The following is a 16,661-nucleotide window of genomic DNA, read 5'->3' on the forward strand; positions in this document are numbered from 1 at the left end:
AGTTAGTTAAAACAAAAAGCCCCGGGAACCACTCCGGGGCTTTTCAATAAAATCAAAACCAACCTAAACATATGAGTTAACCAACTCAAAATATTTACTTTTTCATAGCAATTTTCAAGTATAGAACAACCCAATAGGAAAATACCCTACCTCGGTTTTAATATTTTTTTGAAAAAGATTGGATTTTCTACCGTAGCCAAAAGATTTAGCTCCTCTATTTATACTTCAAAATTGTAAAATCTTGGGAAAAGGGATCTAATGTATCCAACAACAAAGGAATCAATTCGTCTCCCATTTGCAAATACATCTCAGAAAAGTTGAGTTGTCGCTCTTGCAGGGATTGGTTGGGGAACAACTTATTTTGAAGTTCGGTCAACCTTACCACATGGTCCTTTAATTTTCGTTTTTGAGCACTCAACAAACGTTTTTCAAGGTTATCCAAACCTTTCTTCTGCTTTACTTCTTGCGCCTTTACCGCTCCCAAAAAACTTTCATCCGTTTTCTCGGCCAATTCGTACATATGTTCAAATTGCTCTTCCAACAACCTTTTTTGGGGTGTGAAATCAATATCAATATTGGAGATACCCCGTATCTTTTTATTGATAAGTGAATGTTGTTTCATAAACAAATGAGATACTTTCAATCCCATCTTTTCTACTTTTTCGGATTGTTTTTCCGTTATCAGCAAAGCTGAGTTTCTAAGCATCAGCATAGGAAATGTCACCCCTAGTTCATCAAAATAAGGTTTGAGTTCCAACCAATAGGCAAGCTCTCCTCCTCCACCTATGTAGCATAAGTTGGGCAGAATCACCTCTTGATACAACGGACGTGCCACTACGTTGGGGGAAAAACGCTCCGGGTGTGATTCAAGCTCCTCTAAGAGTTCCTCTTTGGAAAAATCGATATGCGTGTTGATTACGTGGTATTTCCCCTTTTTTAAGATAATTCGTTCCCGTAAGTCATCCTTTAAATAGAAATAATTGATTTCCCTCGGATTTACCTGAATGTTATAATCGGAAGAAACGTTACTTAATGCATTGATTGTTTCCGTTACTTTTTCATAAGGTGTGTGTTCCAGAATATCTTTCTTGGCATAGGGAACCAGCAATTTCTTCAGTTCCGCATCATCTCCATCAACAATAACCAGTCCTTGGCCTCCAAACAATGCATTGGCAAGATATCGAGTGGCCTCGGTGAGGGTGGAATGTTCCAAATATGCTTTTCTGAAAAGTTCTTTCAAACTTTCTGTTAGTCCCAAATTACCAAGTTCGGCCGCGAACACCTCAAAAACCTCTTCCAACCCTTCTGTGGACAATCTCCCTACTGCACCAGATGCTTTTTTGTTCCAAAGCACCTTTTTTCCATGCAGATTGAAATAATTGATTTCATCAAAATCATGGTCCTCTGTGGCCATCCAATACACGGGCACAAAATGGTTTTCCGGATGTGATTTGTTCAGCTCTTTGGCCAGGTTAATCGTGGAAACAATTTTATATAAGAAGTACAACGGACCAGTGAATAAATTCAGCTGGTGACCGGTTACCACTGTAAAGGTTGTCTCCTTGGACAACGCATCCATATTTTTTTGGGTCGCCTTGGAAGCTTCAATACCCTTATACTGCTTCTTCAAGGAATTAACCAGGGTAGATCGGTGTTCTTTTGGATAATTGGCCGCCTTCTGTTTGATTTGATCCCCAAAGTTATCGGGCAAAGGGTATCTGTTAAAAAAGGGGGTCAAGTCCTTTTTTTGATCGAGATAGTCACAAATTAATTGGGAAAAATAACCGGTTTCCTTAAAGGGTATACATTCTACTTCCATTCAAACTATAATGAGGTGTTCAAAGATAAGTCTCTTCTTTTTTTCTCTTCCTAAAAATACGTTAATTGAATTTTTTACAATTTTAACACGTCAACCTGCAAAAATTAGGTTTCAGGATCAATTTATTAGTAGATTTGGTCGAACTAATAACCAAAACATGACCCGCTTTTTATTCTCCCTCATTCTTTTAGCATCAATTTCCGTATCCGCACAACAATTAAAGTCCCCTTCTGAATTCTTGGGGTACGAACTCGGGACACAGTTTACACGCCATCATGAAGTGGTGGATTATTACGAATATTTAGCAGAATCTGCTCCTGACAGAGTGCAATTAACAGTTTATGGTAAAACCAACGAGCGTAGGCCATTAATCTTGGTGTATGTTTCTTCGGCAGAAAACCTTGCCAATCTGGAAACCATTCGACAAGAGCACTTAAAAGATACCGAAGGAACCGGAAATTCTTCCAAAGCGATTGTTTGGTTGAGCTATAACGTGCATGGAAACGAAAGTGTGAGCACGGAAGCCTCTATGAAAACCATTTATGAACTATTGACCAAAAAGAGTTCTTATTTGGAAAATACTGTGGTGATTATGGATCCATGTATCAATCCTGATGGGCGTGACAGATACAGTAACTGGTATAATCAATATAAAAACACACCTTACCAAGTTGACCCCAATAGCAAGGAACACCATGAAGGTTGGTGGAGCGGTCGTAGCAACCACTACATGTTCGACCTTAATCGTGATTGGGCATGGCTAACACAAGTTGAAAGCCAGCAAAGGCTAAAAATGTTCAACCAATGGTTGCCCCACGTCCATGTGGATTTTCATGAGCAAGGCGTGAACAACCCATACTATTTTGCCCCAGCGGCGGAACCTTATCATGAAGTGATTACCAATTTCCAACGTGATTTTCAGGTGACCCTTGGTAGAAATCATGCCAAGTATTTTGATGCCAACGGATGGTTCTATTTCACCAAAGAAGTTTTTGACCTGTTGTACCCAAGTTATGGGGACACCTATCCCATTTACAATGGTTCCATTGGAATGACGTATGAGCAAGGTGGTAGTGGAAGAGCCGGTCTTGGTGTAAAAACTGCCATTGGCGATACACTTACCTTAAAAGACCGAATTGCACACCACTTTACAACGGGGCTCTCTACTGTAGAAGTATCCTCACAAAATGCCGAAAAATTAAACGAGGAATTCAGAAAGTTTCACCAGAATAAAGAATTCAAGTACCAAAGCTATGTGCTCAAAGGTGACAAGGATAAATTGGATGCCCTTAAATCCCTTTTGGACAAGCACAATATTGAATATGGCGATTTGGCGAGTGGATCTTATAGGGGACATAGTTACAGCACAGGCAGCAACGGAAGCCTGTCCATCAATAAAAATGGAATGGTGGTTTCTACCGACCAGCCTAAAGGAACCTTGGTAAAGGTATTATTTGAGCCAAATGCCAAACTTTCGGATTCGTTGACGTATGATATCACGGCTTGGTCCCTCCCCTACGCATATGGGTTAGATGCCATTGCCTCCACTTCCACAGTTTCCAGTCAAAATATACAGGAAACCTCCATTTCCTCAAACATTGGCAGTGGTAGTTATGCGTACCTAACTGATTGGAACAGCATGGACGATGCGCGCTTTTTGGCGGCCCTCCTAAACGAAGGAATTCGTGTTCGCAAAGCGGACCATCCCTTTACTATTGAAGGTAAATCTTTTGATCGAGGAACTTTGATCATCACCAAAGGTGATAATGAAAACAAAGATGGTTTTATTCAAACATTGCAAGCCATTTCAGCAAAATTTAAAAAGAACATTACACCAACCCGTACCGGTTTTGTGGATTCTGGGAAAGATTTTGGTTCTTCATCCATTCAAATGATTACCAAACCAAAAATTGCCGTTTTATCCGGAGGTCCTACTTCAACACTTAGATTTGGGGAAATCTGGCACTTTTTTGAACAACAACTGCATTATCCACTTACAGTAATTGATGATGATTATGCCGATAGAGTGGATTTAAACGATTATAACATTTTGGTATTGCCCGATGGACGATATGGCAATCATTTTAAGGAAGACCAATTATCCAAACTAAAGGATTGGGTGAGACAGGGTGGAAAAATCATTGCCATGGGTGGTTCCATAGATGCTCTCGATGGTGAAAAAGGTTTCGGTGTCAAGAAAAAGAAATTGGAAAAAGATTCCAGCAACAACTCTCCTCAGCCATATAAAGATTGGGAAAGAGAGCGTATTAAAGGAGCAATTACCGGTGCAATCTTTAAAACCAAAGTAGATAACTCCAATCCATTGGCCTATGGGTATGATTCTGACTATTTCTCCTTAAAATTGGGAAGCAGTGCTTATGAATACCTAAATAATGGCAATGCTGTTTATCTCGAAGAAAATAGCAAACCATTTTCGGGCTTTGCCGGAGCGGAAGCGCAAAAGAAAATTTCCGAATCCTTAATATTCGGCGTGGAGAACTACGGGCGTGGTCAGGTAGTTTATATGGTGGACAACCCTTTATTCCGAGGGTTTTGGGAAAATGGAAAACTATTTTTCGCCAACGCTCTCTTTATGGTGGATTAAAAAATCTTTCAAGCTGATTTTAAGTGATTTATTCAGTTCTTTAGTAATAACTGTATCGATACCTGTGTCCAAAATTTTGTATATTTAATAAAAGAAAAAATTGCGGATATGTTACTGAGAACCCCTTCATTAATTTTAAGCATCAAATATAGAGCGCTTTTGTTATCGGCATTGTGTGCCATGGCCATGCTTAGTCCTAGAGAAACTTTAGCTTTCCAACAAAATGATGGTGAGATTGATTTTAATCAATATAGCGGAGAGGTTACCGAAGAATCCAGTAACAAATCATTGGTTTTTGCCACTTTAACTGTTGAAGGTACCAACATTAGCACCATTACGAATACCGAGGGGAACTTTCTTTTAAAGGTACCTAAAGAGTTTACTAACAAAAATGTCGTGGTTTCCTTTTTAGGCTACAAGACCAAAATAGTTCCCATAGCCAGTCTTCAACCAGAAAAAAATAAGATTTCGTTGCAGGTTTCCGTAACCCAACTTTCAGAAATAAACATCAATGCTCCTAAAGATGCTTTGGCCTTGGTTAAAGAGACCCTTAAGAATAGGGATAACAGTTATTTTGATGACCAAGCTTTAATGACGGCATTCTATAGGGAGACCATAAAAAAGCGAAGAAAAAATGTCTCTTTGGCCGAAGCAGTTGTCAATGTTTACAAAACACCCTATAGTTCTGGGAGGGATGATGCCATTGAACTTTATAAAGCGAGAAAAAGTACGGATTACAGTAAATTGGATACCGTGGCCCTAAAGCTACAGGGTGGTCCTTACAACACCTTATATGTTGATGTAATGAAGTATCCAGAGTATATATTCTCAGAAGAATCTTTATCCAATTACAAATTTACTTTTAATCGCTCCACAAGATCAAATGATAGATTAATCTATGTTATCAAATTTGATCAATATGAAGGTATTATAGAACCACTTTATCATGGCGAACTATTTATTGATGTCGAAAATAAAGTCTTGACAAATGCAACATTTTCCTTGAACATTACCGATAGAAACAAGGCTGCCCAACTCTTTGTACGGAGAAAACCTGCAAAAGTGGATGTGTGGCCCACGGAAGTCTCCTACCATGTTGATTACCGAGAAAAAGGAGGTAAATGGTACTACGGCTATAGTAGTGTATTTATGGAGTTTAAAGTGGACTGGGAAGATAAATGGTTCAATTCGGTGTACAGTATGACGGCTGAAATGGCCATTACCGATTGGGAATTAAATCCTAGTGGCGATAAGCCCCGTTATAGAGAGAGAATCAAAAAATCTATTATCCTGAGTGATGAAGCTTCCGGCTTTTCTGATCCAAACTTTTGGGGCGAATACAATATCATTGAACCTGAAAAGTCCATTGAATCAGCCATAAAGAAAATCCAGAGACAATTGCGCAGGGAGGAAAGAAACAGCGATTAACCTGTGTTTTTAAACTAAATTTTGTGCATTTTTATCTTTGCATTGCCTAATCCAATTTAAATGTCCAAAAGAAGAAGCTTTCTAAAGTCGGCCACGGTTCTTGGTGCGGCAACCCTCTTGCACCAAACAAGTTGGGCCAAAGATTCCATATCCAATCCCGAAAATCCCGAACCCAAAATAAAACCCAAAAAATTGAAATCGGGAGATACCATTGGTTTGGTTGCCCCAGGCTTCGCCGTAAAACCAGAAACGCTCTACCTTGCTCTGGAAACTCTACAAAAAATGGGATTCAAAACCTATCACACCGAGCGTATCAAAGGTAATTATGGTTATTTCAGCAATACTGACGAAGAACGAGCAAAAGATTTAAATGAAATGTTCGCCAACCCAGATGTTGACGCCATACTTTGTGCGAGAGGTGGATATGGGTGTACCCGTATTTTAGATTTGTTGGATTATGAATCCATCAAAAGCAATCCAAAAGCGCTGATTGGATTTAGCGATATAACGGCATTGATAAACACCATCTACAAAAGAACAAGTCTTGTTTGCTTTCATGGTCCTGTGGGCAGCACCATAGACGATGAGTACAGCCAATCCTATTTCAAAAAAGTTTTGATGGAACCGCAAGAAAACCTACCCATCAAAAATGCCATATTGAAAGACCCAAAACAATATCGCAACAGTGAATACTACAGATATACGATTACGCCGGGAGTTGGACAGGGTGAGCTTGTGGGGGGGAGCCTAACATTGGTAACGGCAACAATTGGTACTCCAAATGAAATCGATTTTACAGACAAACTCGTTTTTTTGGAAGATGTTGAAGAAGCCCCTTATAGAATAGACCGAATGCTAACTCAACTTACCGATGTCGATACCTTTTTAAAGGCCAAGGGAATAATCTTTGGAGTCTGCAAAGGCTGTGACCGCAAAAGAACAACAGAAAACTTCACCCTAAGGGAAGTGATTATGGACAGGATAGCTCCATTGGGCATTCCCGCCGTTTATGGCATGAGCTTTGGACACGTACCACAGAATTTCACTCTTCCAATAGGGGTTGAAGCTAGCTTTAATGCATATAAAAAACAGCTGCGTTTATTGGAGGCTGCTGTCTCTTAACACTATTATTTTTTTTTGAACTCGCTAAGTGTTTTGATGATTATGGAAACACAATCCATCAATTGTTCACGGTTCATCACCAAAGGTGGCGCAAATCGGATAATGTTACCATGCGTTGGTTTCGCCAAAAGCCCATTTTCCTTTAACGCCAAACAAATATCCCAGGCGGTAGAACTATCCTCTGTATCGTTGATCACAATCGCGTTGAGTAATCCTTTTCCACGTACTTTAACCACTAAATCAGAGGTAGAAATAAACTTGTTCAATTCCTCACGGAACAATTCTCCCAATTCTTGGGCGTTCTGTGCCAAATGCTCTTCTTTAATTACCTCCAAAGCAGCTGTACTTACCGCTGCAGCTATAGGATTTCCGCCAAAAGTACTTCCGTGGCTACCGGGTGTAATCACCTCCATGATATCATCGTTGGCCAAAACCCCAGATACTGGATAAACACCACCTGAAAGAGCCTTGCCCAGAATAAGAATATCCGGTTTTACATCTTCATGGTCTACCGCCAACATCTTACCGGTTCTCGCTATACCGGTCTGTACTTCATCGGCAATAAAAAGTACATTGTACTTTTCGCAAAGCGTCTTGGCCTCACTTAAATATCCTTCGGATGGAACATAAACGCCCGCTTCCCCTTGAATGGGCTCCACCAAGAAACCTGCAACGTGGGGATTACTTTTCAAGGCACTTTCCAAAGCTGCCAAGTTATCGTACTCAATTTTCACAAAGCCTTCTGTGTAGGGTCCATAATTTTCCCTTGCCACTTCATCATTGGAAAAAGAAATAATCGTAGTTGTTCTACCATGAAAGTTGTTTTCACAAACAATTACTTTGGCTTGGTTCTCAGGGATTCCTTTTTTCTGATATGCCCACCTTCTACAAACTTTTAAAGCAGTCTCTACAGCTTCCGCCCCTGTATTCATGGGCAATAACTTATCAAACCCAAAAGTATCGGTTGCGTATTTTTCATACTTCCCAAGCATATCATTATAAAAAGCCCTCGAAGTCAAGGTCAATGTTTTTGCTTGTTCCACCATGGCCCCAACAATTTTGGGGTGACAATGTCCCTGGTTCACGGCAGAATACGCGGAAAGAAAATCGTAATATTTTTTTCCTTCCACGTCCCATACATAAACACCTTCACCCTTGCTCAAAACCACTGGAAGTGGGTGGTAGTTGTGTGCTCCGTACTTGTTTTCCAAATCTATCGCTTGCTGCGATGTTAAATGCTCTAAAACAGCCATTTCATTAAATGATTAAAATTGATAAAATAACCATTCCTACTGTACCTTTATTCTTTCGAAGTCTCGAAAAAGCAGCGTGGGAGAGAAATCATCCCTTGGAGTAGCCGCAAATTACAAATTATTGATCAAATTATAATTGCGTTAAGCCATTCTCCTAGGTGTTGATTAAAGTTTACATGCAATTTAAGAGGCTGCGTTCTGTGAAATACCAAAAAGAACTTACTTTTGCGGCATGCGTAAAAACAGAAGGAGAAAAACGTTTGAAAACGTAGAAGTAATCGATGCCGGGGCAAAGGGAAAATCTGTGGGCAAAGCACCAGATGGACGAGTAATTTTCTTGACCAATGCCGTGCCCGGCGATGTAGTGGATGTGATGACCACCAAAAAACGAAAAGCTTATTTTGAAGGTGTTGCCACTCACTTCCACACCCTTTCCGATAAAAGAACCGAACCCGTTTGTGAACATTTCGGTGTTTGTGGAGGATGTAAATGGCAACATATGGGCTATGAGCACCAACTTTATTTCAAGCAAAAAGAGGTAGAGAACAACCTAAAGCGCATAGGTAACGTAGAGTTACCAGATATAACACCTATTTTGGGCTCCAAAGAGCAATATTTTTATAGGAACAAAATGGAGTTCTCTTTTTCCGACAGCCGATGGTTGACTCCTGAAGAGATTAACTCTGATATTGAAATTGAGGACCGAAATGCCTTGGGATTCCACATCCCAGGTATGTGGGACAAAATTCTGGACATTAAAAAATGTCATTTGCAGCAAGACCCATCCAACGCGATACGATTGGAAGTTAAAAACTTTGCCAATGTAAACGGTATGCCCTTTTTTAACCCCCGAAAACAGGAAGGTCTTCTAAGAACTTTAATGATTAGAACATCATCCACAGGGGAAATTATGGTACTTATCCAGTTCTTTGAAGATAATGAAGAAAAAAGAGCATTACTGCTAAACCATTTAAAGGAGAAATTCCCGGAGATTACTTCCCTACTCTACGTGATCAATTCCAAAGGAAACGATACGATTTACGATCAAGAAGTAGTTTGCTTTGCGGGTCGCGACCATATTTTCGAAGAAATGGAAGGGCTTCAATTTAAAATCAATGCAAAGTCTTTTTATCAGACCAATTCAGAACAAGCTTACGAACTTTACAAAGTAACAAGGGATTTTGCAGGGCTTACTGGCGACGAACTGGTATACGATTTATACACTGGAACTGGCACCATTGCCCAGTTTGTTTCCAAAAATGCTAAAAAAGTGGTTGGAGTGGAATCAGTACCAGAAGCTATTGAAGACGCCAAAGCCAATACACTTCATAACAGTATTTCAAACGCAGAATTTTTTGTTGGCGATATGAAAAATGTGTTCAACGAAACCTTCATTGAGCAACATGGCCAACCCGATGTAATTATTACCGACCCTCCACGGGATGGTATGCACAAACAAGTAGTTGAGCAACTTCTTCAAGTAGCACCACCAAAAATTGTTTATGTGAGTTGCAATAGCGCGACCCAAGCAAGAGATTTGGCTCTTATGAAAGAAAAATATGAAGTCACCAAGGTTCAACCGGTAGATATGTTTCCTCAAACACACCACGTTGAAAATGTTGTACTTTTGGAAAAACGGGTGTAATTTTTGAATTAAAACTCCATAGGTATAACCAGAATGAAGAAAATAATCCCCATCCTACTTATTGTATCAATGCTTTACTATGTTTCTTCCTGTGAAAAGGATGACATCTGCGTTGATGGTGATACACCTCTTTTGGTCATTGGTTTTTTTGACATCGAAGACACAACAGCAGCAAAGACCGTATCATCCATAAGAATAAGGAACATTGACATTGATAGTATTTTAACCAATAGTTCTTTTGGTGATAGGTCAAACTCTCCTGATTCCCTGCAGGTTCCGCTGAGAAGCACTGCGACCAGTACCATGTACGAGATTATTTCGGATTCGGAAGACGATGAGGACACCGAGCTGGAAATCGGCAATATTGACACCTTGACCATTTCTTACGACCTTGGTGAAGCTTTTGTTTCAAGGGCTTGTGGATTTGTAGTCAATTACAACAACATTACCGTTACCCTGAGTGAAGGTGGAGAGAACTGGATTCGAGATATTAGCGTTGTTCAACAAAATGTAGAAAATACCGATAGCATCCATGTCAAAATATTTCATTAGTATTTTATTTGGGCTGTTGCCCATTTTGGCGCTAGCACAGAGCGAGCCAATAGATCTCTCGCAAAAAGATACCATAGAGTACAAGGAGCAATATGGGCTACGTGTCGGTGCGGACATTAGCAAACTTATACTTTCCTTTGTGGACGAAGATTACACGGGATTGGAGTTAGTGGGAGACTATCGACTTACCCATAAATTGTATTTAGCTGCAGAAATTGGTAATGAAACCAAAAGACAGGATGAAAACCTAAACAACACCATTTTGTACGATTATGAAACCTCAGGAAGCTATATTAAAGCTGGTGTTGATTTAAACACTTATGAAAATTGGTTTGGAATGAACAATGCCATTACTATAGGGGGGCGTTATGCCGTAGCCAGTTTTAGCCAAACATTATTTGATTATAGCCTTTACGAAACGAATCAGTTTTTTAATCCAGAATTTTTACCCGGTGAAAATCCAAATAGAGAGTTTAATGGTCTATCCGCTTCGTGGCTCGAATTTGTTGTAGGAGCAAAGGTGGAACTATTTGCCAACATTTTTGTAGGTATGAGTGCTCGTATGGGCTTTTTGGTAACCAATACGGAAGACGAACAATTCCCAAACCTTTGGATTCCAGGATTCAATAAGGTTACGGACGGAAGTAGTTTTGGGGTGAACTACAACTATTCCATTAGCTACTTTATTCCCCTTTACAAAAAGTCCAAAAAGCAAAAAGAAGAAAACAAACAATAGCATGAAAACCGTACCGATTGATTATATCGAGTTCAAGTCAACAGATCTGGAGAAAACCAAGGTGTTTTATAATGAAGTCTTTGGTTGGACTTTTACCGATTACGGGCCTACCTACACCTCCTTTTCCGAAAGTGGTGTTGCCGGTGGCTTTGAGTTGACCAACGGGCCCATAGTGAATGGAGTCCTCATTGTTTTGTACTACGAAAACCTTGTTGAAATAAGAGAGAAAGTGAAATCTACTGGAGGAACCATCACCAAAGAAATCTTTGAGTTTCCAGGAGGTAAAAGATTTCATTTTACAGACCCTTCGGGCAACGAACTGGCCATTTGGTCGGAATAATAAAAGGAGCCACCGTGGACTCCTTTTGCAAATTTGGTTGAGTTAGTTAGTCGTGTTTCAAACACATAATAAGACAAACCTGGATTTTTTATTGCATATACAACTAATCCTGGTTTTTAGCTTTTTTACTACCCTCGTATATATCGTACTTTACCAATCTTGCTTCTAATTTACCATTAAAGGTCTTTATTCTTTTGGATGTTTTTAAGCCAATGTGCTTTAACGCTTCCAAGTTGGAAGTAATCAACCATGCATCGGTTCCAGGATAAACTTTTTTAAAAGTATCTCCAATTTTACCATAGAAAATTTCCATATCAATAGGCAATCGTTCACCATAAGGCGGATTGAACACCATATGCAGTTTACCTTCAACTGGCTTATCGGCCCTAAAAAAGTCCTTGCGCTCCACGGTAATATAATCCGAAAGGTTGGCATGATCTACGTTCTCTTGTGCTTTTCTTACGGCAGAAGGGGCCTTATCATAACCAATTATTTTATGATGGAACTCCCTTACCTTCTTTAAACTAGCATCTACAATTTTATTATATAATTCGGCATCATAATCGTTCCAGTGCATAAAGGCGTAAGATTCCCTATTGATGTTAGCAGGAATATTACAAGCAATCATGGCCGCCTCGATCAGAAAAGTTCCGCTTCCGCACATGGGGTCAAAGAAATCTGTTTGTCCATCCCATCCACTTTTAAGTAGTAATCCAGCTGCCAACACTTCATTGATGGGTGCAATATTGGTCAAGATACGATACCCTCTTTGGTGCAGCGAATTCCCGGAACTATCCAAGGAAACCGTACAAGTATTTTTATAAATATGAATATTGATTCGGATATCGGGATCTTGCGTCTTTACGTTGGGACGTTCTCTCACTACCTCCCTAAACTTGTCCACAATGGCATCTTTCGCTTTTAAGGAAACAAACATAGTATTATCAAAAACCTCCGTATTGGCAATACTGTCGATAGCGAAAGTTTTCTCTACATCAAAAATATCAGGCCAATCCAAATCATAAATATGCCTGTAAAGGTCCTTTTCATTAAAAACCCTGAATGTTTTGATCGGTTTAAAAACTTTCAATGCGGTCCTCAGACAAAGATTGGCCTTGTACATAAAACCGGTATCTCCTTCAAAAGTTACATTACGAACTCCTTCTTCCACATGACCTGCGCCCAAATTACGTAGCTCTTTTGCCAAAATGGGCTCAAATCCGTAAAGCGTCTTGGCCATCATTTTAAAATTCCCTGCCATACTATCTTAAAAAGTTTACGCAAAAATAGGCTATTTTTGCTCCTTTAATTCCACCTATGGATATTCCTTCCGCTATAATTTATATTATCCCCATTTTGGCTGTTTGGGTCGGTTTTGGATTTGTTTGGTTCACAAAACCAAAAAACAATGACAACATTAAACTCTTGCTGGCTTTTAGTGGAGCATTTTTGTTATCCATGACCTTCTTCGAGCTTTTACCGGATGTTTACGATGGCCATGACCCCAAAACCATTGCCCTATATATTTTGGGAGGTATACTTCTTCAAGTGTTTTTAGAGTTTTTCTCCAAAGGAGCGGAACATGGACACATGCATTTTCATTTAAAAGAAAATCAATTCCCCGCCCTTCTGTTCTTGAGCTTATCCATACACGCTTTGGTAGAGGGAGTTCCCATACATGATAACGATGCCATCCTATACGGAATTATCATCCACAAGATTCCAATAGCCATTATTTTAAGCATCTTTTTGATCAATTCTAAGATGAAACTGAGCACTACACTATTATTTATTGGAGCATTTTCACTGATGACCCCTCTGGGCAGTTACATTTCAACATCTCCTTGGATGGAAAATTATGGACACTTGCTTACAGCATTGGCCATTGGGGTATTCTTTCACATATCCACCATTATTTTGTTTGAAAGTGCACAAGGACATGCCTTTAACCTCAGAAAGTTAGTGGTCATTATTTTAGGAATAGGGATTGCCTATTTGGTGTAGTTATGGTTCCCGAAACCTAAAATTTATGAAAACCAGTACTTTACTGAATTTTCTTACTTTTTCAAGGTAAAAAGCAATGTTTTTTTACCAAAAAGAATTATTTTTCTTTCAACTAAACTAACGCAATGAATTTTTTACGTCCTATTATGCTGCTATTGGCAGCCAGCACCATTTTGTATTCTTGCTCCTCAGATTCTGAAGATCCAGTTCCAGAACCCGATGTAATAGCCCCAAATGTTGATTTTTCCATTCCTGGAAACTCAGGTACTTCAAGTACGGAAACCCCTGTTGTAAGCAACCAAATTGTTGTAGATATTGATGCACAAGATGCTGGTGGAGTGGCAAAAGTAGAAGCCTTTATAAATAATGAGAAAGTAGGCGAAGATACCACAGCACCTTATCAGATAACTATTGACGTATCTAATTATACATCCAAAAACAACCTTGCAGCCAAATTTACGGATTATACCCTTAAAGTGACTGTAACAGATAATTCCGGTAATAAAACCTCTAAAGAAGAGATTATTCATATTGACAACGAATTGCCAGCTATTACAGAAGTTTCACTCGCCGATGGACAAGTTATTGGTGGAGACACCAATGCAGTTACTTTTAACGTAAGTGATAATGAGGGCCTGAATTCTGTAAAAACTTATTTGAACGATACATTATTAGAAGAGATTACAGAGGATATTTATGAAATCAACCTGAACACTTCAGAGTTGTCCGATGGTGAAAACTTCTTAAAAATAGAGGCTACCGATTTGGCAGATAATATTACCACATACAATGTTTCGTTTATTGCAGATAATACTGGGCCTGAGATTATTTCAAACACAGTTGAAGATGGTCAAATTTTGGATGAATCTTTACTCATCTCAACTGGTCTTTCCGACATCCATTCGCAAGTATCATTCATTGATATTGCTCTTGGGGAACAAAACCTATTAACAACGGATGTTGCCTTTCCTGCTGGTACTGAAGGGCTAGTTGATTTTGAATTCTATCCAGAAACAATTGCTACAGGTCAACATGTCCTGAAAATCACAGCTTCAGATGCTTTGGGCAATACTTCTTCATTAGAAGTTACCGTTCAAATTTTGAGACGACTGATTACAATTAATATTCCAACGGGTTTCTATAATCCGGAATCAGCAAGACTTTTTGTTTTTGCCTCAGGTATGGATGGCCAGTTATTGGATGTAGAAAGAATCTATAGTGACACAGAAATGGTCAGGCTTCAAACAACCAATGAGACAGTAGGGGATTTTGAATATATGCTCACCTTTGGTGAATACATCAGCGGTTCTATTGGTAATGCAACTGAATTTACAACCGTTCAAAATATTTCACCCGAAGCTATGCCGGTAATTAACTTGAATACGTATCAAAGGTTTTTAAATCAGTCCAATTCCTATTTAATTCCAACGGAAAACTTTGATTTCAATGATGAACTTAACATAGTGGCTCAAGGATTTGATTATTACGGTAATTTTAATCAAATAGAAAGTGGTTCCACAAGTGATATTTCAATTGTACAGCGGCAGAATGTGAGCAGTATACTTCAATCTAATTCATTCTATCTGGCTCTGTACAACAACACCTTAAATACTTATTCGTATGCGTTATTGGATTCCAATATTCCTGCGGATTTGGTCATTTCTGCAGATATGTTTTCAGCTCAAGGTGTAGAACAACGCTTTTACGATCCTATCATGAATGGTCAAGCATTTGAAAGCTCAACAATAGATATTCGAGGTTATTTGAACCAGGACGATTTCAATAACAATATAAATCACCTTATTCATAACCATGGTTACGGATACATACCCCCCAATGGTATCCCATATTTTATAAATGATACTTTCACCAATTATAAATATACGGTAAGAATAAATGATTATTTCACGGAAAGGACCGGTCAACCTGAAGGTAGTTTTGCACCTGTGGATTGGACAATTGATTATAGCTTCCTTAACAATCAAATTGATATTACAAAGTCCGGTATTGGTCATACGGTTGGTAAAATCTTCATTGATTCTGAAACTCCAGAGGTCATCAATGGGTTAAATGTTTCCTATCGATGGAATTTGGTTTATGATAGCCAAAAAATGGATCAAGTAATACTGCCGCAAATTCCAGAGGAAATACAATCATGGGGTTTCTATACGATTTATGAAAATGATGGATTCAAAGTGCAACAGGTAGAAATTAAAGGGTTTCAAGGAATACCAGATTATAACAGCTATTTAAGTGGCGTGATAAAAGACAATAAATATTCCTTTGTCGTTTCCCCCAACATGGAGTCCAAGTTCAACTCCACTGTACAAGGCTATTATAACCGTGCACCCAATTTTTTATTGGACTAAAAGTTGATAAATCATCAGCCAATGGCTGATAGCACCACCTAACACAAAGAAATGCCATATAAGATGATTATATGGTACTTTTTTTATAGCATAGAATAATATTCCAATGGTATAGAAAGCGCCACCAGCAGCAAGGTATAATAACCCTGTTGAAGACATGTGTTCCAACAAATAAGGTAGATCTATCACAATTAACCATCCCATTACGCCATATAGGACCAAAGAAAACACTTCAAACTTCCCGGTAAAAAATATCTTAAGAACTGTTCCAAAGAGCGCTATTCCCCATATCAAGTAAAACAGCAACCATCCTTTGGATGGTAACAATACAGATAAACATACCGGGGTATATGTGCCGGCAATCAAATAATAAATACTGATATGATCTAGAATCCTAAGTTTCTTCTTCAGTTTAGGATTTTCCACAGCATGATAAACCGTCGATGCCGTAAACAATACTATTAATGAGGAAGTATAGGCCACAACACTACCTTTCATATACGGTATGCTTTCTAAATCATTTTGAAACAGAAATATGCTACCGAATAGTGCCAACATAATTCCAAACCCATGGGAATAGGCGTTCAGTTTTTCCTCAAGTAAATTGGGGTTGGATTTGGTACTCAATGATATGGATTAAAATATTGTTTTTGTAGACACAAATATACCAAGTAAAAACAAAAAAAGCCCCTCACATATGTGAAGGGCCTCAAAGAAGGCGGCGACCTACTCTCCCACCTGGTGTGGCAGTACCATCGGCGCAAACGGGCTTAACTTCCCTGTTCGGA

General features: G+C 39.0%; 13 protein-coding genes and 1 rRNA gene. 9 read left to right on the plus strand and 5 right to left on the minus strand.

All coding sequences use genetic code 11. The features are described from left to right. Positions 1-214: 214 nt before the first annotated feature. Entirely contained in the window at positions 215-1,819 is a 1,605-nt protein-coding gene (gene bshC, locus ACQQ5U_RS18810; protein WP_437399929.1) for a bacillithiol biosynthesis cysteine-adding enzyme BshC, read from the minus strand. A gap of 157 nt (positions 1,820-1,976) precedes the next feature. On the opposite strand from bshC, the gene ACQQ5U_RS18815 reads away from it, so the two are divergent. From ACQQ5U_RS18815 to ACQQ5U_RS18825, 3 genes are all read left to right on the plus strand, one after another. Further along, on the plus strand, positions 1,977-4,424 hold the full coding sequence (locus ACQQ5U_RS18815) for a M14 family metallopeptidase (RefSeq protein ID WP_437399931.1): 2,448 nt from the start codon (positions 1,977-1,979) through the stop codon (positions 4,422-4,424). A gap of 108 nt (positions 4,425-4,532) precedes the next feature. Next, complete coding sequence (locus tag ACQQ5U_RS18820; RefSeq protein WP_437399933.1) at positions 4,533-5,852, plus strand: carboxypeptidase-like regulatory domain-containing protein; 1,320 nt, start codon at positions 4,533-4,535, stop codon at positions 5,850-5,852. A 60-nt stretch (positions 5,853-5,912) separates the two neighbouring features. Beyond that, a complete protein-coding gene (locus ACQQ5U_RS18825; protein ID WP_437399935.1) occupies positions 5,913-6,974 on the plus strand; it encodes a S66 peptidase family protein in 1,062 nt (353 codons plus the stop codon). 5 nt (positions 6,975-6,979) lie between these two features. On the opposite strand, the gene rocD is transcribed toward ACQQ5U_RS18825, so the two are convergent. Beyond that, on the minus strand, positions 6,980-8,227 hold the full coding sequence (gene rocD, locus ACQQ5U_RS18830) for an ornithine--oxo-acid transaminase (RefSeq protein ID WP_437399937.1): 1,248 nt from the start codon (positions 8,225-8,227) through the stop codon (positions 6,980-6,982). A gap of 232 nt (positions 8,228-8,459) precedes the next feature. Between rocD and rlmD the strand changes: the two genes are divergently transcribed. From rlmD to ACQQ5U_RS18850, 4 genes are read left to right on the plus strand one after another with little or no spacing between them, the layout of a single operon-like run. Then, on the plus strand, positions 8,460-9,872 hold the full coding sequence (rlmD, locus tag ACQQ5U_RS18835) for a 23S rRNA (uracil(1939)-C(5))-methyltransferase RlmD (RefSeq protein ID WP_437399939.1): 1,413 nt from the start codon (positions 8,460-8,462) through the stop codon (positions 9,870-9,872). Positions 9,873-9,905: 33 nt separating this feature from the next. Then, complete coding sequence (locus ACQQ5U_RS18840; protein WP_437399941.1) at positions 9,906-10,424, plus strand: DUF6452 family protein; 519 nt, start codon at positions 9,906-9,908, stop codon at positions 10,422-10,424. Further along, positions 10,405-11,160 (plus strand): DUF6048 family protein, encoded by a 756-nt coding sequence (locus tag ACQQ5U_RS18845; RefSeq protein WP_437399942.1) that lies wholly within the window; start codon positions 10,405-10,407, stop codon positions 11,158-11,160. The genes ACQQ5U_RS18840 and ACQQ5U_RS18845 overlap by 20 nt, the downstream gene beginning before the upstream one ends. 1 nt (position 11,161) lies before the next feature. Then, positions 11,162-11,500 (plus strand): VOC family protein, encoded by a 339-nt coding sequence (locus ACQQ5U_RS18850; protein WP_437399943.1) that lies wholly within the window; start codon positions 11,162-11,164, stop codon positions 11,498-11,500. A gap of 103 nt (positions 11,501-11,603) precedes the next feature. Here the strand turns inward: ACQQ5U_RS18850 and ACQQ5U_RS18855 are convergent, their stop codons facing one another. Then, on the minus strand, positions 11,604-12,761 hold the full coding sequence (locus ACQQ5U_RS18855; protein ID WP_437399945.1) for a THUMP domain-containing class I SAM-dependent RNA methyltransferase: 1,158 nt from the start codon (positions 12,759-12,761) through the stop codon (positions 11,604-11,606). Positions 12,762-12,817: 56 nt separating this feature from the next. Between ACQQ5U_RS18855 and ACQQ5U_RS18860 the strand changes: the two genes are divergently transcribed. Together ACQQ5U_RS18860 and ACQQ5U_RS18865 are read left to right on the plus strand one after the other, a co-directional pair. After that, positions 12,818-13,504, plus strand: coding sequence for a ZIP family metal transporter (locus ACQQ5U_RS18860; protein WP_437399947.1), 687 nt, complete (start codon positions 12,818-12,820; stop codon positions 13,502-13,504). 125 nt (positions 13,505-13,629) lie between these two features. Continuing rightward, on the plus strand, positions 13,630-15,873 hold the full coding sequence (locus tag ACQQ5U_RS18865) for an Ig-like domain-containing protein (RefSeq protein ID WP_437399948.1): 2,244 nt from the start codon (positions 13,630-13,632) through the stop codon (positions 15,871-15,873). On the opposite strand, the gene trhA is transcribed toward ACQQ5U_RS18865, so the two are convergent. After that, a complete protein-coding gene (gene trhA / locus ACQQ5U_RS18870) occupies positions 15,862-16,500 on the minus strand; it encodes a PAQR family membrane homeostasis protein TrhA (RefSeq protein ID WP_437399950.1) in 639 nt (212 codons plus the stop codon). The genes ACQQ5U_RS18865 and trhA overlap by 12 nt on opposite strands. Before the next feature lie 86 nt (positions 16,501-16,586). Then, positions 16,587-16,661: ribosomal RNA gene (gene rrf / locus ACQQ5U_RS18875) — 5S ribosomal RNA — on the minus strand; the annotation flags it as partial.

The organism is Flagellimonas lutimaris, assembly GCF_051494225.1.
GTDB classification, from domain to species: domain Bacteria; phylum Bacteroidota; class Bacteroidia; order Flavobacteriales; family Flavobacteriaceae; genus Flagellimonas; species Flagellimonas lutimaris_A.